Source organism: Winogradskyella tangerina (genome assembly GCF_003260205.1).
In the GTDB taxonomy this organism is placed as follows: Bacteria; Bacteroidota; Bacteroidia; order Flavobacteriales; family Flavobacteriaceae; genus Winogradskyella; species Winogradskyella tangerina.
In genome coordinates, this window is sequence record NZ_QERF01000001.1 from 237731 (window position 1) to 257087 (window position 19357).

Annotated in this window: 15 protein-coding genes; all 15 read right to left on the bottom strand. The window is 30.7% G+C overall.

What is annotated here, in order from left to right; translation table 11 throughout:
• Positions 1 to 72 precede the first annotated feature (72 nt).
• Positions 73 to 624: a helix-turn-helix domain-containing protein gene (locus tag DDY94_RS01115; RefSeq protein ID WP_111682181.1), complete on the bottom strand. Its 552-nt coding sequence runs from the start codon at positions 622 to 624 to the stop codon at positions 73 to 75.
• Between the two features lie 11 nt (positions 625 to 635).
• Positions 636 to 872 (bottom strand): heavy metal-binding domain-containing protein, encoded by a 237-nt coding sequence (locus DDY94_RS01120; RefSeq protein WP_198658897.1) that lies wholly within the window; start codon positions 870 to 872, stop codon positions 636 to 638.
• 64 nt (positions 873 to 936) lie between these two features.
• Entirely contained in the window at positions 937 to 1662 is a 726-nt protein-coding gene (locus DDY94_RS01125; RefSeq protein WP_232817792.1) for an acetolactate decarboxylase, read from the bottom strand.
• Positions 1663 to 1665: 3 nt separating this feature from the next.
• A complete protein-coding gene (locus tag DDY94_RS01130; protein ID WP_111682502.1) occupies positions 1666 to 2883 on the bottom strand; it encodes a TolC family protein in 1218 nt (405 codons plus the stop codon).
• Position 2884: 1 nt separating this feature from the next.
• A complete protein-coding gene (locus DDY94_RS01135; protein ID WP_111682183.1) occupies positions 2885 to 6589 on the bottom strand; it encodes an efflux RND transporter permease subunit in 3705 nt (1234 codons plus the stop codon).
• A gap of 108 nt (positions 6590 to 6697) precedes the next feature.
• Positions 6698 to 7108, bottom strand: a complete 411-nt coding sequence (locus DDY94_RS01140) for an HYC_CC_PP family protein (protein ID WP_111682184.1) — start codon at positions 7106 to 7108, stop codon at positions 6698 to 6700.
• Between the two features lie 78 nt (positions 7109 to 7186).
• Positions 7187 to 8290, bottom strand: coding sequence for a DUF4238 domain-containing protein (locus DDY94_RS01145; RefSeq protein WP_111682185.1), 1104 nt, complete (start codon positions 8288 to 8290; stop codon positions 7187 to 7189).
• Between the two features lie 3 nt (positions 8291 to 8293).
• Positions 8294 to 8914 (bottom strand): hypothetical protein, encoded by a 621-nt coding sequence (locus DDY94_RS01150; protein WP_198658898.1) that lies wholly within the window; start codon positions 8912 to 8914, stop codon positions 8294 to 8296.
• Positions 8915 to 9106: 192 nt separating this feature from the next.
• The gene (locus DDY94_RS01155; RefSeq protein WP_111682187.1) at positions 9107 to 9811 is read right to left on the bottom strand and encodes a hypothetical protein; all 705 of its coding nucleotides are present in this window, start codon (positions 9809 to 9811) and stop codon (positions 9107 to 9109) included.
• On the bottom strand, positions 9765 to 16223 hold the full coding sequence (locus DDY94_RS01160; protein ID WP_111682188.1) for an ATP-binding protein: 6459 nt from the start codon (positions 16221 to 16223) through the stop codon (positions 9765 to 9767). The genes DDY94_RS01155 and DDY94_RS01160 overlap by 47 nt, the downstream gene beginning before the upstream one ends.
• Before the next feature lie 86 nt (positions 16224 to 16309).
• Positions 16310 to 16750, bottom strand: coding sequence for a hypothetical protein (locus DDY94_RS01165; RefSeq protein ID WP_111682189.1), 441 nt, complete (start codon positions 16748 to 16750; stop codon positions 16310 to 16312).
• Positions 16751 to 16803: 53 nt separating this feature from the next.
• On the bottom strand, positions 16804 to 17538 hold the full coding sequence (locus tag DDY94_RS01170; protein WP_157957209.1) for a P-loop NTPase family protein: 735 nt from the start codon (positions 17536 to 17538) through the stop codon (positions 16804 to 16806).
• A 2-nt stretch (positions 17539 to 17540) separates the two neighbouring features.
• Positions 17541 to 18212, bottom strand: coding sequence for a hypothetical protein (locus DDY94_RS01175; RefSeq protein ID WP_111682191.1), 672 nt, complete (start codon positions 18210 to 18212; stop codon positions 17541 to 17543).
• Between the two features lies 1 nt (position 18213).
• On the bottom strand, positions 18214 to 18498 hold the full coding sequence (locus DDY94_RS01180; protein ID WP_232817793.1) for a helix-turn-helix domain-containing protein: 285 nt from the start codon (positions 18496 to 18498) through the stop codon (positions 18214 to 18216).
• A gap of 90 nt (positions 18499 to 18588) precedes the next feature.
• Positions 18589 to 19353, bottom strand: a complete 765-nt coding sequence (locus DDY94_RS01185) for a hypothetical protein (protein ID WP_111682192.1) — start codon at positions 19351 to 19353, stop codon at positions 18589 to 18591.
• Positions 19354 to 19357: the final 4 nt, after the last annotated feature.

Below are 19357 nucleotides of genomic sequence, written 5' to 3' on the forward strand. Positions count from 1 at the left end.
ATTACTTATTATTTATTTGAATCAAAACTACTGATGCACTTCAAGTTACTTTTTTCCTTTTTTGGTAAATGTTTACACAATTTTGTCTAGTTCCTTTCTATCCCATTTTTGAAGTGATTTATAATCACTCATCGACATTCCGGTATTACTCTTGAATTGTTTAGCCAAATGACTACTGTTTTTATATTGCAGATCATAAGCGATTTCAGAAAAATTCAAATCTCCCATTTGTATAAGCTCTTTGACCTTTTCAATTTTAAGCCGAATAAAATATTTTTCTATCGTGATTCCTTCCGATTTGCTAAATGCCTTACTAATAAACGAATAGTCCTTACCAAACTCAATGGATAAGAAATCAGACAAATTCTTATTTTCCTGTAGGTTTAAGTAATGAATGAGCAGCTGTTTCACCTTTGTTACAATTTTCTCTATTTCAGTTTCAACTAACTCAAAGCCATTCTTTTCAAGAATCTGTCTGATTTCTTTTATCCTTTTATTTGCCACTTTTGAAAATTGAATTTCTCCCAACAAAATTTGCTGTACCTCGATATTAGAGTTTTCGAACTCTTGTTTCAAAACACTTTTACAACGGTCGCAAACCATATTTTTAACTCTAATTTTCATTTTGAAAAGGCTTAGTGATTATGGCCTTCATGCTTATGTCCATCTACTTTATGATCATCATTTTTCACATAATCCATTCCGCATTTTGGACATTCGCCTTCGGTATCGCTACCACTGCCATCGCAATGCATTGGACATACATAAGCAGATGCATATTCTTTCTTTTCTGCTTGTTCAGTTTTAGTGGTTGCTTTCTCCTTTTTGCCTTCTTTACATGATACCGTTGTCAGCATTAAGCTTAAAACCATGATTCCTAAAATTGTTTTTACTGTTTTCATTTTAATAGAGTTTTATAGTTAATATTTAATTGAATCATTTTCTCGTTTTTGGTAATTTGATTTTTATTGAATTGCCTATTACATCATCCACATGTCCAGCTAATAAATTATCAACCGTTTTAAAATGCATGTGCATGTTTGTTGTGTGATGTGTAAAAACAGCCTTATGCTTTGTAGAATAAAACCCTATAATCACAACTTTACGATTCTTTAAAGTTCCATTCAAACCTGATTCCTTATGTTTCTTGTGGTTATGAACCATATCTCCATCTTTCCAATTAATTACATGCCAATCCAGGGAAGCAACAGTTCCTTCAATTAAAAATGGAAAAGGTTCTTCAGTATCAATACCATTAGCTTTTGCCAGCTCAAAGATTTTTGTCTCTAATTGTGATTTAGTTTTATTGCCATCTACCTTAAATGTGTTCCATTCTTTCACTTCGGAATACACTAATAGTGATGCATTCAAATTATAAGCATCAGTAATTTTTATACTATCATTTACTACAGAACTATTACTTGGGTTGCCATCAAAAATTTGTATTTCACCCTTTAGATTTTCCACAGCTCCAAGCGCAAAAAGATGCTCTTTACTCTGTAGACTATCCAAACTAATAGTAGATGAAATATCTCCTGACATTATTGTTCTTAACGCTCCCGAATTATAAACTTCTACCGTAACGAGTTCGCTTTTATTCGATTGGCATGACACTAATGAAACAACCAATACTATTGCTATATGAAACTTTGATTTAATCATATCTTAATTAGTTAAGTAATTAATAATGGTTCTCTGTAAATAATAATTCTTAATTGTCTCTATCTGATTCATTTGAAATTTTAATTGTAACTCTTGAACATCTAAAACATCATTAAAATCAATAGTTCCTGTCTCATAGCTTTTCACTAAAATGGTTTCTGCATCTTTTGCTTGTTCCAAATTCTTAGTTTGTGTGTCATAACTTATTCTTGCAGAATTACTGCTTTTGATTGCTTTGTCAAGCATGGTTTCCAATGTGTTTAATCGACTTTCTTTTTGAGCTAATATCTCTTGTTGCTTTAGTTCATTTTGTTTCGATTTGGATTTATACTTGTTATTAAAAATTGGAATAGAAACACTCACCATAGGCATAACAATATCTTTCCCATTATCGCTAAAATCCATATTTGGACGTTCTGAAACAGCTATATAGTCTAAGCCAAAACCTAACATTGGATTACTCTCTTTCTGATTTAATAATTCAGATTGTTCTACAGAGGTGTAAAGCTTATCGTATTTTAATAATTCAGGATGTAAAGCCAGATTATCAGAATTAATCAATTCACCATCCAGAGGCATAGCTAATCCATTAGCAATTATGACTTCTGTGTTTTTATCTCTGTTAAGTAGCTTATTAAATGCTGTTAGTTCAGCTAAATAATTTTGTTCTAATATTTGTTTTAATTGTTCCAACTCATTTTGCCTCATCTGTAATCGTAATACATCAACTGCTGATGCTTTACCAACTTCAACAGAGGTTAGTGCTAACTCTTCATAGGTTTTAAGCAATTCAATATTTTCATCTAAAACAACTTGCTTTTCTTTTATAGCATATAAGTTGTAGTATGATTGAGAAACAGAAGCTACCAGTTTTCTTTTTACTATAGTAATATCTTCATAAACAGCATCAGCTAGAGCGTTAATATAATTCTCTCTTGCTGTTATCGCTCCAAATGAAGGCAGCATTTGTTTTGCTGAAATTTTAAATCGTTGTGCTCCTGTTCTTGTTTCTGGTTCGCTAACAAAGTAACCAACACCCAATTGCGTATTTGGTAGCGTGCTTGCTTCGTTTACTTTTTCTTTTGCGACCTGATACTTCAACTCAAAAGTTTGGATTTCAGGATTATTAGTTAATGCCTCATCGATTAAAATGTCTAATTGTTGAGCATTTGAAATACTTAACATTGAAAGCGTAAAAAGTATGATATATAGTCTTTTCATCTTAATTGTTTTTAAGTTGTAATTCTTGTTTCCAACTGTATAAAACAGGTACAACAAAGAGTGTGATTAATGCGATTAACATGCCTCCAAAGCTTGGAATTGCCATAGGAATCATAATATCACTTCCACGTCCAGTTGATGTTAGAATAGGTAATAAGGCTAATATTGTTGTTGCCGTGGTCATTAAGCATGGACGAATACGTTTTTTGCCAGCTTCAACAACCGATGCTCTAACTTCTTGCTTTGTTTTAGGGGTGTTTCTATCGAATGTTTGCGTTAAATAAGTTGCCATAACAACACCATCATCTGTAGCAATTCCGAATAAAGCGATAAAGCCAACCCAAACAGCAACACTTAAATTAATTGGATGCATTTGAAATAAATCTCGTAGATTCTCACCAAAGAAGTTAATGTTCAAAAACCAATCTTGACCGTATAGCCAAATCATTAAAAACCCTCCTGCAAAGGCAACAGCTATTCCTGTAAACACCATAAATGAAGTAGCTACCGAACGGAATTGAAAGTACAGGATTAAAAAGATGATGATTAAAGCTAACGGTACAACTACAGATAGCGTTTTTTCTGCTCGAAGTTGATTTTCATAAGTTCCTGTAAATTGATAGTTAATACCTTTAGGAACTACCAATTCACCTGAATCAATTTTAGACTGTATTAAATCCTGTGCATTTTCAACAACGCTTACTTCAGCATAATCGTTTAATTTATCAAATAGAACATAACCAATTAAGAAAGTGTCTTCGCTTTTAATTACCTGTGCGCCTTGTTCGTATTTAATTGTTGCCAATTCACTCAATGGAATAGAGCTTCCTTTAGCAACAGGAACATAGATATTCTCTAAATCGGTTGGATTTGCTCTTAATTCTCTCGGATAACGTACTCTAACACCATATCGCTCTCGACCTTCGACAGTCTGTGTTATTTCCATACCACCAACAGCAACCTTTAGAACATCTTGTACATCTTGAATTGAAATGCCATAGCGTCCTATTTTATCTCTATCAATGTCAATTAATAGATAAGGCTTACCAACAATTCTATCGGCAAATACAGCTTCGGTTTTAACACCTTCAACTTGTTTTAAGATGCTTTCCAACTGAACACCAAAGGCTTCAATTTGTTTTAAATCTTGACCTTTGACTTTGATTCCCATTGGCGCACGCATTCCAGTTTGAAGCATTACCAATCTGGTTTCAATAGGCTGTAATTTAGGTGCAGAAGTAACCCCTGGCAATTTGGTCACTCGCACAATGTCTTGCCATATATCATCGGCTGAATTTATTTCTGGTCGCCAATTTCTGTAGAACTCACCATCATCATCTTCTATTAACTCTTTAGAACTAATTTCAGGCATTGTAAGAGCATCATCTGAGTAATTAGGATTGGTAATAGTTGAGCCATCTTTAAGTTCAAATAGACCATCATTATTCACTTTATAACGCTGTTTTTCTCCATTGTCATTCAACATATATTCAGGTTTATACTGAATTAAATTTTCATACATGGATAGAGGTGCCGGATCTAACGAAGATTCTACACGACCAGCTTTTCCTACTACGGTTTCAATCTCTGGAATGCTGGCTACAGCCATATCCAACTGTTGCAACACACGCTTATTTTCATCAACTCCAGAATGTGGTAAAGATGTAGGCATTAACAAAAATGAGCCTTCGTTTAATGAAGGCATAAATTCCTTACCTGTATTCTTCATAATTAAGAACCCACATATAACAATAGCTGTTGGAATGGATAGGAATAACAGCTTATTAGCTAAAGCCCAATTTAAAATACGAGTGTAATACCTTCTGAATACAGTAAATACTCCTAACAATCCAAAACAAATAATACCAACAAAAATGAGGTTCCAGAAAATACTTTTATCAACGCCTAAAGGTCTCCAATATTCAGCCAATAGAAATACTATCGCTAAAGCTGATACTATAATATTAATAAGATTGGTCTGCTTTTCTTGTATTCTATTTTGAATTTTTAATATTGATGTAACTCCAAAGGCAATTAGAATTATACCAAGCCAATAGCCAAAAATGATAGCCGTAATTCCTAATAGGACTAAAAACCCATTCAAGGTATAGTTAAAGCTTTGCTTTATATTCTTCTTTCTAAATAGATAGGCGGCAAATGGCGGAATTAAAAACAATGCTACCAATATAGATGCTACAAGTGCAAAGGTCTTTGTAAATGCTAAAGGTCTAAATAGTTTTCCTTCAGCACCAATCATTGTGAACACAGGTATGAAACTGATAATTGTTGTTAAAACTGCTGTAATAATTGCTCCTGAAACTTCTGATGTAGCATTATAAACCACTGTATTTATTGGTAGTTTTTCCTTATTGTCATCCAAATGCCTTATAATGTTTTCTGAAAGGATTACACCAACATCCACCATTGTTCCAATGGCAATAGCAATACCTGAAAGTGCTACAATATTAGCATCTACTCCAAAGAGCTTCATTGCTATAAACACCATTAACACAGCTACGGGAAGCAAGCCCGAAATTAAGACAGAAGCACGTAGATTAAATACCATTATAATGATTACTAAAATGGTAATCAAAATTTCTAAAGTTAATGCTTCATTAAGCGTTCCTAATGTTTCCTTAATAAGTTCCGTTCTGTCATAGAATGGGACTATTGTAAGTTGTGATGTTCTCCCATCCTTTAGTTCTTTTGAAGGCAGTCCAGAGCTAATATCATTAATCTTTGCTTTTACATTATTGATAACTTCTAAAGGGTTAGCTCCATATCTCGATACTACAACGCCACCAGCGACTTCAGCACCTTCTTTATCTAAAATGCCACGCCTTGCTTTTGGTGCAAGTGATACATTAGCAATGTCTTTTATTTTAATTGAGGTAAAGTCTTCAGATGCTACAACAGCATTTTCTATGTCTGAAATTGATTTGATATAGCCTAAGCCTCTAACTAAATATTCGGCTTGATTAATCTCAATGGTTTGTGCTCCAATGTCCTTATTGCTCTCTTTAACAGCTTTTACAATATGTTGTAAACCAATATTATATTGGCGCATTAATTCAGGGTTAACATCAACTTGATACTCCTGAACATATCCACCAATTGAAGCAACTTCGGAAACTCCACTTGCAGAGGATAAAGCATACTTAACATAATAGTCTTGAATACTTCTTAATTCATGTAAATCCCAACCACCAGTAACATTTCCTTGTTCATCTCTACCTTCTAAGGTGTACCAGAATATTTGTCCTAATCCTGTGGCATCTGGACCTAAAGATGGGTTAACATTTTCAGGTAATAAATTGCTTGGTAATGAGTTTAGTTTTTCGAGTATTCGGCTTCGACTCCAATAGAAATCAACATCTTCTTCAAAAATGATATAGATGCTCGAAAATCCAAACATAGATGAACTTCGAATGGTCTTAACACCTGAAATCCCTAATAAGGAAGTAGTTAAGGGATAAGTGATTTGGTCTTCAATATCTTGAGGTGAACGACCTTCCCATTTAGTGAATACTATTTGCTGATTTTCTCCTATATCTGGGATAGCATCTACAGCAACAGGGTTACTTGGTAAAAACCCTGTGTCCCAATTAAAAGGTGCATTGACTGTTCCCCATCCTATAAAAAGAATAAGAAGTAATACAGCGACAAGCTTATTTTCTATTAAAAATTTGATGCTTTTATTTAGCATAGCGTTTGATAATTAAACAATTAGACATTGGTGTGTAGAATACACCGAATACAACAAATTATCCATACGACATATATCCAAAGGATAATAAAGTCTATTGTTTAAAAATCAAATTAGGTAAGTCTCATCAAGCTTGTATATCTGCCTGACGACCAAAGGCGGTTTATACTCTCTAAAAGAGTTTATATCTTCATTATACTCTTCAAAAAGATCAGTATAAGTATGAATGAAAGAAGCAATGAATTGCTGTTGTTCAAAAGTAAGCTTGTCAAATGACAGTTGTAATTCATCCTGACCATCAACAACTAACTGTTTATCATCACAACAGTTTTTTTTCATCATTGAACAGCCTTTTGAAGGGTTTTGCATTTCCATACCACATCCCTTAACTTTCTTAAAAACAACTGTTTCAACTAACGTATCTCCACAATAATGCATACTAATAGTAAATGACATCGTAGAGAATAACACTACAAAAGCCATTACTAATGACATTATCTTATGGCACACTTGTTTCATATCAATAGCAAAGGTAAAAAATTTTAACAATTACAAATTTTGTTTAACAGAAGATTAGTGGTTACAAAACTGTGAGTTTTACCATTTACCCATTTTTGAAAGTACTTTTTTATACTTCAGCATTTGTATATCATCTTTACAATATGGATGTTCTAAAAGCTCTTTTAGTTTACCTATAAATTCTTTTGAAACAAAACCTTTTTTCTTTAAAATATCAAATAAAATTTGAGCCTGTTCTGCTCTGTATTTAGCTTTTTTTAGAAACTCTTCACCATTTTCAGGTTTGTCATAATGATTTTGAATATCAAAATGTTTATTAATATCATCCTTGTAAGCAATTAAAAACTTTTCTGCATTTTGTTGGGTCACACCATTTGTTGTAAACACATAATCTCTGTCTTGAGTAAGTCTATTAATTCTTGTTTGGCCATCAGCATAGTCATTAGGATGAATTTCTAAATAATGTGAGCGGTCTAATGGTAATGTAATTACTGCTTTAGGGTCATATAAACCTTGAAATTTATTTGTTTCAAAATGTCTAATTGATACTGGATTATCACAAGTTATAATTGGTGCATTAGCATCATTTATTTTAATTACGTTAATCGTACAGTCGTACTTATATTTTACAAAATTCCCCCATTGCTCTAAATGGTTTAATAAAAAAATTGTTCTTGAACGTTCGTTATGTTCTTTTTTTACAGCTTCAATATTATCAATGTGAAACCTCATTTTTTCACCATATAAGTTCATTTTTACGATACCTTCTTCATCAGCTGTATGAGCGGCTCTATCAAAAATCTCATTATTCATACTTCTTTGAAGGTTCAAAATTCTTGGTGTTCTAAAATATAGTGATAGACAAACGTAGAGTATCTGTATTTTTTGTTCTTGGGTTACCGTTAAAACTTTTTCGTCAATAAGCAGGGAATAGACCTTTTGAAATTCGCTATCTACATTTTCAGCATAATGTTTTTCTAAAGCATATTTTATCTCATCTGATTCTGCCGGTATTGTATAAATATTCTTTTCAAAACAAATATCTTTTGTACTTATTTGTTCTAATAATATATCGTCATCGAGCTTGTAAACATCAACAAAATAGTTTCCTTTTTTACCTCCAATTCCAAAGTTTTTTAAATACGAACGTGGAATATAATGTTGTTTTATTGGGTTTGACATACTCTATTTTACTGTATTTAGTGGCATTTCCTTACTTCCTATTTTTTCTAATAGACTTTCAATATTATTTACGATCTCTTTGAAGAACTTTGAATTATCAAGCACTATTTCAAATCTATTTTGGGAAGACACATATTCTTTTAGCGTAAACCGCCCTTTACTAAAACTCTTAATATTGTTGAACTTTCTATCGCTATTATTGACAGTATCGTTGTTATTAATAATACCCTTATGATGTACAATTAAATTACGTACTTGTCTAAAATTATCAATAAAACTCCATTCAGGATTGAGTATAGAGAAATCAACTTTAGCAGACTGCTTTAAAAACTTCTTTACTTTATCAATATCATTATTACCTTTTAAGTCATCTACTCTGTAATCTGTTTGTTTGTAAGATGCGAACCTATCACAACCACGTTTTAATGTATCTTCAAAAAAGGAATATAGCTGTATGATTTGAGCATTTCTATAATTTTTGATGTAAACATCATTAAACATAAAAACATTATCAATGAAAGAATCTTCTAAATAGTCCAAATATTCTTCTGAAAACTCTGATTTATCTTCTTCTTTAGATTTTTGAAAATTATCATATTCAGCTTCTATATTTTTTAATTCCATTTCAAAGTGAGTTTCCATATGATTCATATAATCCTCAATTAAATGGAACTCAAAATGGATAAAGCCAAATCCCATTATGGAAGCAAGCGTTTCTTTTCTTCTTAATCTTGACATATCATTCTTCTATAAAAACTATAAGTAATCTTTGACAACAACTCCAAAAACAATCGTAAGTCAAGTTACAATTTGGACTTAACTTTTTTTATTCAGATTCTTACTGCTTTTTAATAATATTTTTTTCAGCTTCAGAAGTTCTTCTTTCTGCTCATCTATCTGCTCTTCTAACTCATTAAATAAATATAGAACTTTTTCTTTTTCACTTGCTCCCTTCTTTTCTTCTCCATGAATAGAAATTTCTAATTCCCTTATTGAGTCTAAATATTCTACTACGCTCATTTCGTTATCAGATAAAAAATTGCCATGCTCATCAATCCATTCTTTATCTTTTTCTAAAAGTTCTTCACTTACCATTGCAATCAATGATTTACGATATATTCTTTCCGAATTTTTTATTACTATTTCCAAAAAGTTGAGCCAACTGGAATTACTATTCTTTAATCTATTTCGCTTATCTAAAAACTTATGACGAATAAACGGATTTTCGTTTTTTTTAAGTAATGAAATGACATCAATTATTGGTTTTAATTTTTCAGTAGGTTTTTCAATTGGTACTCTTTCTCTTTTTTCCCATATTTCTAATATAGTATCACAGCATTCTTTCTGAAGTTTGCTTTTTTCTTCTTTGGACTGGCACTTATTGATATTATTGATTAATTCAGCAAGATAATGAGCCATCCATCTTGCCAAGGTATTTGTTGTATAAACTAAATCTAATTCCTTTATTAGTTTTTTACCCAATTTTAAAATTTCTTCCTCTGAGTGTTTTGACTGTTCCATCCGCCTTTAGTAAATAAATTTTCGTATGTTCCCAAGGTTGCTTCCTATTATCACTTCTATATTGACTTTTCTTGAGTTGTTTGGTTATTTGACACTTTATAATCATATTCAAATTTTCCATTTTCAGAAAATTTAATATGAAATTAATATCAACTTTTAATATTTCTCCGGAACTTTCAATGTTTTTAATATCCCTATATCTACTATCACTTGTTTCATCCCAAAATTCTAACGAAGATATTTGATTATCATCGAGCCGCGCCATCTTTAAATCATCACTAAATTCAATTTGGAAAGCCTCTTGGATATTTGTTCCAAAAGTGATAATACTTTTACCTGCTCTTTTTGCTAGAGAATCATGCTTGTCTAAGCCATCATATAGTGTGTCATTGACTTTCAACCAGCTTTTAAAGATGAAATCATTATTCTTAACTTCAAATCGCTCTCCATCGTTTTCTATAGGAAAAGCAAAATCATGCTGGTCTTCTGCACTCTGAAAAGCTCTTAATAATGCATCAGAACCTTTGACTGAAACAAGAGCTGAACGGATATAGACGGTTTCACTATTATCTCCAAAATACCGTGTAAACCCAGCGTGAGGAATAATAAATCTTTCATTATAAAATTCTGAAAAACCAATTTCTTTATCAAATTTATCTTCGTTAATTGTATCTCTCCATTCTTTATCAAATTTATCATACTCATTTGTCCAAAACTTATCTAACAGAGGTAAGGGGTCTCGTAAATCTGAAGCCCAAAAATCATTCCAAGTGATGGCTTTAGATTTAAGCCAATAGTCCCATGAATCGTAATCATCTTCGTCATCATAATAATTTACTAATTGAGGTTCTTTCGCTAACAACTCATTAGCAGCACAAAACATAGCATGGTATTCAAAATAAGTGTCTAAACTTTCAACTTGCGGATTGCTTCCTTTTCTCTTATCCCTCAATCCCCAATCGTAATTTCGAGTATAATCATCTTTATTTATATCGCCAGTATAACCCCATTTTTCTACAATATATTTATCAGCTATGTCTGCGACATCATATTCAGATAAATTAAAAATGTCTCCAAGGTTGCTATACCAATAAGGTAAGACATCCATACCATCAAAATCAAACCTCCAACTTTTGTCTAAAGTTGAATTATATCTTCTTTGCTTTCTTGAATATGATTCTTCTTTTACTTTGTCTAACTTACTTACTAAGACATTTGCAATTATTTCTTGTTCATCTTTGTTGTAGATCTTATCATTATATTTTAATAAGTTCTGACAGACCCTTTTAATGAAAAAATTAATTAACACGTGTGGTAACTCTTCATTTTGAAGTTCTTTGATAAAAAGTTCTTTTAAGTCCACAAGTTTTTCGGGAGCTTCAGCACTTATTCTATCTATTGCAATCCAAAGATATAATTTGGCAGAAATCCAATAAAAAATGTATTTCTCATTCTGAAATGGATTACAAGTGGTTTCATTTTGAGCTTTAATTAGATATTTAAGAATACTTTTATTATTAAGATTAACTAGATTTCTTATGCTATGAATTGCTTCCCATCTTAGTTCTTTATCTGGAAGTCCTAAATACAATCGTAAAATATTTGCAATAGCTTCGTCGGTATCTGTTGGTGGAAGTAGCTTATCAGTCCATAAGCCATCTCTAAATTCAAGCTTTATGTTTTTATTCCATCGAGTTAAAACCCAATTAAAAATTTCGGTATTATTTTTTTTGGTGAGCCTATGTTTAATTAAGAAAAATACACTATATATAGATTCATCAGTTAATACTTCTATTTTTTCTGGTAAAATTTTAAGTATAATTTCTCCTAATTGAATTTCGTCAAAACCAAACATTTTAGCGAACTCTAACAATTTACCGATGCTAAGAGAATTTCCATAATCAAAGTTTTCAAACCATGTTAGAATGACATATCTAAACTTCTCTTTTTTCCATTGTTTTAAAGAAGGATAATAACTCCATTCCTCTAACCGTTCTCTAATTGCATCTTCAAATGAATAGAAACTCAAAAGCCCTGAGTCGATATCCACAATAGCATCCAATTGTTTTGAGTAATCATTAGGCTGACAATTGTTTTTTATTTCAGACAAAAAGTTATCTATTTCCCATCTATTAGAGTAACTGTCGCTATTTTCGATTATAGTGCTAATAGCTTTTTCTAAATCTCTTGTAGAATTAATATCAATACTATTAAGGTCTATTCCATGGACGAATTTGTCTTTATCAAAATCATTAGAATATCTGCTTTCTTTTTCTTTTTCAATTGTTTCTCTAAAGTTTAAGTACGCTTTAATTTTTTGGATTATTTGCATTTCAACAAACGCACCTGACTTAATTGCATTATAAATATGATTTAACGTATTTTTATTTTTATGAAGTAAGCAATCTCTATAAATAATTTCAACAAATTTAGTTTTACCGATTAAGTCTCTTGATTCATCGTATTTAGTCAAAATCATATCATAAAGTTCAATCGATTCGTCTGTATAATATTTATAGTGATACATTGGAATCAACGAACCCGCTACAACATGATTAATCTTACCTTTCTTTAAAGAAAACTTTAAAATAGCTACAATATATTTAGACAAACTAATTACACCTCTGTGATGCCATCTAGAGGCTATCGTAAACATTGAGTTAAAATTGATATCTGCAATTCCATATAAAGCATTTTTATAAGGGAAATGCTTTTTATCATAACCCTCTAACATGTAATCACTATATTCTGTAAACTTAGCATACTCATGAGCAAGTTTAGGGTCTGTTCTTTCAAATCCTATCTTCGCTAAATCTGACAAACAACTGATTTTAGAGAATGCTTCAAAATCAATTTCTTCCGTTGCTTTTATAGCTTCATTGAAGTAATACTTACCAGAATTAAAGTCTATTTTTCGACTTAATAAAGCGCATTTTATATAACTTTCTATTCTTTGTGATGAAGGGTTTGAACCAGTTTTAATTAATTCATCAATTTCACTTAGCATTTTGAGATTTTTATTTAAGAAGACTTTTACGTGAATTGTTTCTTCAACAATCCAAAATCTCATTGCAATTTTACTTGCGTTGCTATCTAAGGATGTAACGAGAAAATCTATTAAATCATTATCGTTGATTTTTACTGCAAAGTTTGCTAGAAGGCCGGCAAAATAATTTACTTTTTCTTTATAACTATATCCGTTTTCGAATCTAAAATTATAATCCCCAGCAAAAGACTCACAAATATTCCTAATTGTAATATTTGCCTTTTCAACAGTTATTTTTTTAGAAACAAAATCCGTATTTAATTGAAATATGGGTAAAACATGCTTATAGAAACTTGTAAACTCTTTTTTCTCTCTTTCTAAAGAGCTTTTCTCTTTGTAATCTTCAGTCTTATCAATATCATTATATTTAGCTGGAAGTAAACTTTCGACTAACAATAGCTTATCATCAAGAAATGCTTTTAAAGATTTAATCTTTAAAAATAAATTTATTCTGTCTGCACCATCATCACTACCATGTCTTCGATAAAAGCTTGGAATGTACCCTGGTAACTCAAATTTAATATGTTTTAGAATATTGTTTACCAAATATTTATCAATATCATTAGATATTAATATCTCACAGAAATCGACCAATAATAGTCTGAATTTAATATTGAATTTAATTACTTTTCTGGATAGAACTTTTTCAATTTCACTGGCAATTATTTTTAGCTGTAAATCTTGATGCATCCCATATTTATAGGATTTAGTAATAACAAATATCTTGGCATCAATTCTTAAAGGCTCTATTTTAAACCATTTATTAATTTCTGTTTTATTACTGAATAAAAATAAACTCTCAATTAAATAATTTCCCCCAGATAATCTAACGTCTCTAGGTGTCCAACTATTAATTGAACTCAAGGCTTCGTCAAAACCGACTAATCTCAAAACTGCTTCTGTGTAATAAGCTATGTCCTTACTTGAAATAGGATATTTATGCAAATCATCTTTTTTAACAGAGTCACTTCTCCAATTAAGCCATTCCTTAGCTGTTTTTAAATGTTTTAAAGCGGCTTTATGATTCTCTGTCTCTCTTGAATACAGACCTGCTAACTTCATATGAAAAGAGCCAGCCCAGGATTTTTCATCTGAATTGAGTTTTAGTTTATTAAGCGAAGTATCATCTCCAAATTCGGAAACTAAATCTGGGTAATCAATTAATAATGCCGTTAAGGCTTTCTCCTTTTTAGCTTCTTCAGCAGCTATAAATATAAGTTTAAAATATGTTAAATTATCATCAACATTATCAGCAACCTTCATTGCCAATCTTGTCCTACTTATATAAGTTGCTCTATTTTTTATTGGGTCTTCTGGAAGTAATAAGAACTTTCTTTCTAGAACTATATCCTTTAATAATTGATTTTGTTTTGACTGAAAAAGTAAGTTACCCAAATTAACGGAAGCATAACTATCATTCTTTGCATTTTTAAGAAAAACTTCAGTTATTTGATTTAACCTTTCCTTACTTAATGAATAATTATCTCTAATATAATTTTCAAAATCTTCATCCCGAAACTCAAAACTATTATTTTCATATATAAGGCCAGTCCAGACTTCAGATGAAATATCTAATAGAAAGCTTTGATCAACATTTAATATTTCTGATAAATAATTTATAGGTACAGGTCTTGGCAACCCAATTAAAAGACTAAAAAAATCATCTATAACTATTTTCTCGATATTAGAAACCTTTTTTTTGGCTTCTTTAATTTTATCAAGAATAAGTAACTCTACTGTTTTTCCATTTGGCTTTAAAAAATTTATAACTTCTTTTATACCTTTCTTCTTCAAATCGATTGAATAAAATTGAGCTCTTGGTATACCATAAGTATATTTATGGAAATCTTTAACTTCTTGTTCTGAAATTTCAGGAAAGTATGTTTTTGTGAACAGAGTCGTTTCTTCTAGACTAAACGGTTCTAACTCAATATCAATGTAATCTTCCGGTAAGTTAAGTGTATTTCTTCGATGTGTTCTGGTGGTCACAATTAGGTTACAACCCGAGGGAATATCCATATTTAAAATATCATGAACAAAACTTTTATCTCCATTATTATTAGCTGCTGTAATACTATTATCAGCTGCATCGATAATAATGGTAAGAGTAGCATCTTTATCTCTCTCCTTCAAAATTTCAACTGCATGTACAATTCTTTTTCTAAACTCCTTAATATAAACATCACTCTCCATAGGAAAATGAAATATTAAAAAATCTGTACCAACCTTTCTAGCAATATCGTTAGAAATATGTAAAAGTGCATTTTTGTGTAAATGCCTATTGTCTTCGGCATTTTGATATGCCCCTGAACCATAACAATCAAAGGTTATACACTCATCGCTATTTCGTAAATATTTTTGTATTTGTTGAATTATAGTTGATTTCCCTATCCCAGCTCCACCGTGAATACAAATTGGAAGAAAATCTGTATTTGTTGCTATTTTAGAAATTATCGATTCTAATTGCTCTCTTATAATACTATTCTTGTTATCCTCAAAACTTTGAGTCACAGGAAATAAATTTTCAATACTACCATCCTTAAAGCTTAAAACTGAAATTATATCTGTTTTAGTTATCTTTCTTTCATTTCTAGCTTCAGGCATCATTTTGTCAAAAACCATTGCTCTCAACTCGTTGTATTGGATTTTCGAAGTATGTGATGTTCTAGAAATTGCTTTATAAAGTTCAATTTTTAAACTAAACCGCGAATCGGTTCCGCAATCTTCCAAATCAAGTACCCTTATAAAATCAGTAAACTCTTTTACTTTTAATCTGGAAGCCGCAAATAATTTTTTTAACGAATCACTATTCCCGGGAATATCCTTGAGTACCTCATTAAAGCTTACTTTTCCTTTCTTTTTAAGTAGATAAGTTTTGATATCATTAATAGACTTGAGATGATTAGGATTAAAGTTTCTATTTGTAACTAATTTTATCTTAACTTTTTTTAAAACAGACTCTCTACCAAATTCATCTAAATAAATCTTAAATATATTCGCTAACCTGTGAACCAATGAATTTTCAGTAGATTTGCTTTTTTTTCCTCTATATAAATCGCCTAATGTATAATTCTTATTACTTCTAAGCGTACTATATTTTAGTTGGGAGATAACAACTTTTTCAGCTTCAATATAATTATCAGCACCATAATATTCGCTTAGATCTACACCTAGTAAATTTTCCCCTGTTGGATCTAATTGATTTGATTCTGACAGTTCAATATCTTCAATATAGATTGCTTTTATTCCCGAATCATCAAAATTTAATAATTCTAAAGATTTTTTTATTGTCCAAAGAATATGAAAATCGTCTCCTGCGCTAGAGATATCAGCATCTTGTATGTGTTTAATTTTGCCATTACTCATTTAATAAACTTTATAAGACTATTAATGTAATCATTTTAATAAACTTGCATTATAAAGAAGAGATAGTCCAAAACAAATTATCAGAGTTACAAGAAATGAGTCTTTAAATTACGGATAATAATTTTTAGTTCATTTAGTTCTTTCCTTAAAAATATAATATCACCTTTCGTAGCTGGTAAAGATTTTGGCGCAAACAATTTTTTTGCAGCATATACTCCTGCGTCTGCTGCTATTGTACCCAAAGCCGCTTCCCCTAGAGAATTTGTTCCGACACCTTTTCTATTATTAAGTTCTTCTATACGTTTTTCTAGTGACTGAACAACTAATATTAAATCATCTATATTTGTAAGCTCGGGTAGATTTTCAGTATTTGAAAGTTCACTTTTTTCATAATGCCCAGAAATATACTTATAACCGTTTCTCTTATAGCTTGCTTTTGTCCTACAACTGGCATTACAATATAAGTGGTTGCTTCTCCTCTGTACAAATTGTTGTTTACAATGTTTACAAAACCTTGTTTTTTCCATAGTTCTCCATTATTTACACACTAATTCCGTTAAATAAAGTTTTATTTAACGTTTTACATCCTTTTACTTTTACCCCTTATTGTTACATAATTGCACATACCAAAAATTCTATCTGCTACTCTAGCATCATAAAAATCTTCTAATTGTAGTAAATTTTCCTTTGGTAACTCCTCAAAACCAGGTATAGGATTCATGGTATAATGTGTTTTACAATTATTTCTTTCTCTATTCATAATTATTCTCAGCATCACATTAGTTTTTCCGTAATTGTTAGCAATTTTTTCTGAATGTAAATCATCAAATAGAATTACACCTGTCGAATATTTATTAAAAAATTCTTTTTTGTCATTAGGACATTTTAGTCCTTCAAATTCCTGAACTACATCATCAGTAGAAACTGTTTTGAATCTATGAGGTGGGTATTTTTTAAAAATCTTTTCAAAACATTTCATTATTCTAGTTTTGCCAACTCCTACTGGACCTGCAACAAAAAGTCCTTTATTGTACATCGGTACCACATCATCTTGAAATAGGTTATTTGATCTGTAAAAATTTAAATCGTGTAAAAAATAATTGAATATTACTGCCCAATTATTTTTTAAATATTCATCTGTATAAACGAATTTTACACCAAACAATTTTTCATAAGTATCTGTGAAAACATCCCAAAGTTCTTTCTTTGTAAATGGATGATTTATTCTAGAATTTATGCTTTTTTGTTTTAGCTCCATCCTGATTTTTTCAGAAATTATTCTGCAATCGTCGTTATTATTAGCTTGGTTTTTCATACCTATCTATTACCTATTACTTTTTTTGGTTCATTAGACTTAACGACCACTGATTTGATGTTTTTTTCCATTATCAACCATTTCGACAGACGCTTGTCAATTTCAAAAAAACGCTCATTTTCAAATCTCATTCTAGATTTGTCAATATTTAACTCGCTCCAGTGGTTATAAAAACTATTTAAAATTTTAAAATCATATTGAGAGTGTTCAAAAACTTGGTTTTTGAATTTTTTACGTCTCAACTCTATTTTTTCTTTATTAGCCTTATTATTCTTATTTCTTTCTTTAGTAGTTGTTGATTGTTTGTTGTTAGAGTGTTGATTGTTTGTTAACTGAGTGTTGTTTTGTTTGTTACTGTAAGATTTGGCCGTTTGGTAATTATCATAGTTTACAATGGTTATTAGCGTAAATCTGTTTGTTGGCTTCAATACTATGGCATTACTATCACTAAGTTTAAAAAGTGAAGTTCTTATTGATTGAGCTGAAATCATTAATTCGGATGCTAAATGACCTATTGAAGTAATTAATTGTCCACGCTTTATTAATTTCCCTTGCCATTTTTTGTTTTTAAAATTGGCTTTAATAAGCAGATGTATATAAACTCGAAATACGTTGGGACTTTGGTACCACTCCCACTCCATAATATCCCTATGTAGAATAATGTGTCCAACCATCTTAAACTTGCTTTACTAGTTTATTAAATATGTCGCTTTTCTTATAGTAAACGCGGTTTCCTAGACGGTAGGAAGGAAGGATGCCATTTTTACGCCAATTCCATAGTGCTTGTTTGGAGCATTTTAAGAGCTTCAGAGTTTCTTCAACTGTTAAAAGTTCGTCAGAAAATGCAGGTTTATTTACCTCCTTTTTCTGTTGAGGCATTAACTCTTGAACAATAGAGCGAATACTCTCCTTGAACTCATCAGGCGATAAATTATATATTCTTATTTCTTTTGAATTCATGATGCTCTATTTGAATTATGAACATCACAAATCTATGGTATTGATAAAAAAACATCTGATTTTAGAGTACACACAAGTATACATACTTACCTAATCTAGTCCGTCCTTTTTGTTATATGGGAAAAGTGTAAAATGAAAGTTTTCTTTTGCCTGTTTATTTTTTTTGTTATTAGGATTAACATATACTTGTAAAGAGGTCAAAGCCACATTTTCATTACAATTGAAAATTTTTATCAATTCCTTTGCTAACCGCCTATTATTAATCTCACCTCTAGACTTTGGCCCATCCAAATAACCCTTTGTAATCAACTCCTCTATGATTACCCCTAATTCTGAAGGACCCGCCAGCCATTTTAAAGAAGTAACTGGTGATGGATCTTTATATTCTTCGACAAAACTTTTTAGCAGTTCTAATTTCTTTTGTAACTCATGCTTTTTGTTTGTAGCCGAAGTAAAATGTTTAAAGTAATTGTTCTCGAACGTACGTTTTTTTATCACACCTTCTGTATTAACAAAATCATCTTCAAGAGGTATTTCTTTATAATAGCTCATACCCATTTGATAAGGTTGGCATTCTTCAATAACATTTTCTACTGTGGGAACAACTTTTAATTCTAGCACTTTATAATACTCTTCAGGATCATCACAATAATCATAATGATGTTCTAAAAAGTCCTTAGTACTTAAAATATCAACATCTAATATAAACTTTGATAGGAAATATTTAAGATTGAAGTTTTCATCAAGTCTAAGGTTGTCATCTTTGTATTTATCAATTAAATAACTGTAATCAATAAGTGAAAACTCACTTTGATCTTTTTTATCTCTGAATGCAAAAACATCTTTATAAACCATATTA

Bases quoted from the DNA above. Each gene is read 5' to 3' on its own strand.
- DDY94_RS01115 (WP_111682181.1), bottom strand. From the start codon at position 624: ATGAAAATTAGAGTTAAAAATATGGTTTGCGACCGTTGTAAAAGTGTT.
- DDY94_RS01120 (WP_198658897.1), bottom strand. From the start codon at position 872: ATGGTTTTAAGCTTAATGCTGACAACGGTATCATGTAAAGAAGGCAAA.
- DDY94_RS01125 (WP_232817792.1), bottom strand. From the start codon at position 1,662: ATGATTAAATCAAAGTTTCATATAGCAATAGTATTGGTTGTTTCATTA.
- DDY94_RS01130 (WP_111682502.1), bottom strand. From the start codon at position 2,883: ATGAAAAGACTATATATCATACTTTTTACGCTTTCAATGTTAAGTATT.
- DDY94_RS01135 (WP_111682183.1), bottom strand. From the start codon at position 6,589: ATGCTAAATAAAAGCATCAAATTTTTAATAGAAAATAAGCTTGTCGCT.
- DDY94_RS01140 (WP_111682184.1), bottom strand. From the start codon at position 7,108: ATGAAACAAGTGTGCCATAAGATAATGTCATTAGTAATGGCTTTTGTA.
- DDY94_RS01145 (WP_111682185.1), bottom strand. From the start codon at position 8,290: ATGTCAAACCCAATAAAACAACATTATATTCCACGTTCGTATTTAAAA.
- DDY94_RS01150 (WP_198658898.1), bottom strand. From the start codon at position 8,914: ATGGAATTAAAAAATATAGAAGCTGAATATGATAATTTTCAAAAATCT.
- DDY94_RS01155 (WP_111682187.1), bottom strand. From the start codon at position 9,811: ATGGAACAGTCAAAACACTCAGAGGAAGAAATTTTAAAATTGGGTAAA.
- DDY94_RS01160 (WP_111682188.1), bottom strand. From the start codon at position 16,223: ATGAGTAATGGCAAAATTAAACACATACAAGATGCTGATATCTCTAGC.
- DDY94_RS01165 (WP_111682189.1), bottom strand. From the start codon at position 16,750: ATGGAAAAAACAAGGTTTTGTAAACATTGTAAACAACAATTTGTACAG.
- DDY94_RS01170 (WP_157957209.1), bottom strand. From the start codon at position 17,538: ATGAAAAACCAAGCTAATAATAACGACGATTGCAGAATAATTTCTGAA.
- DDY94_RS01175 (WP_111682191.1), bottom strand. From the start codon at position 18,212: ATGGTTGGACACATTATTCTACATAGGGATATTATGGAGTGGGAGTGG.
- DDY94_RS01180 (WP_232817793.1), bottom strand. From the start codon at position 18,498: ATGAATTCAAAAGAAATAAGAATATATAATTTATCGCCTGATGAGTTC.
- DDY94_RS01185 (WP_111682192.1), bottom strand. From the start codon at position 19,353: ATGGTTTATAAAGATGTTTTTGCATTCAGAGATAAAAAAGATCAAAGT.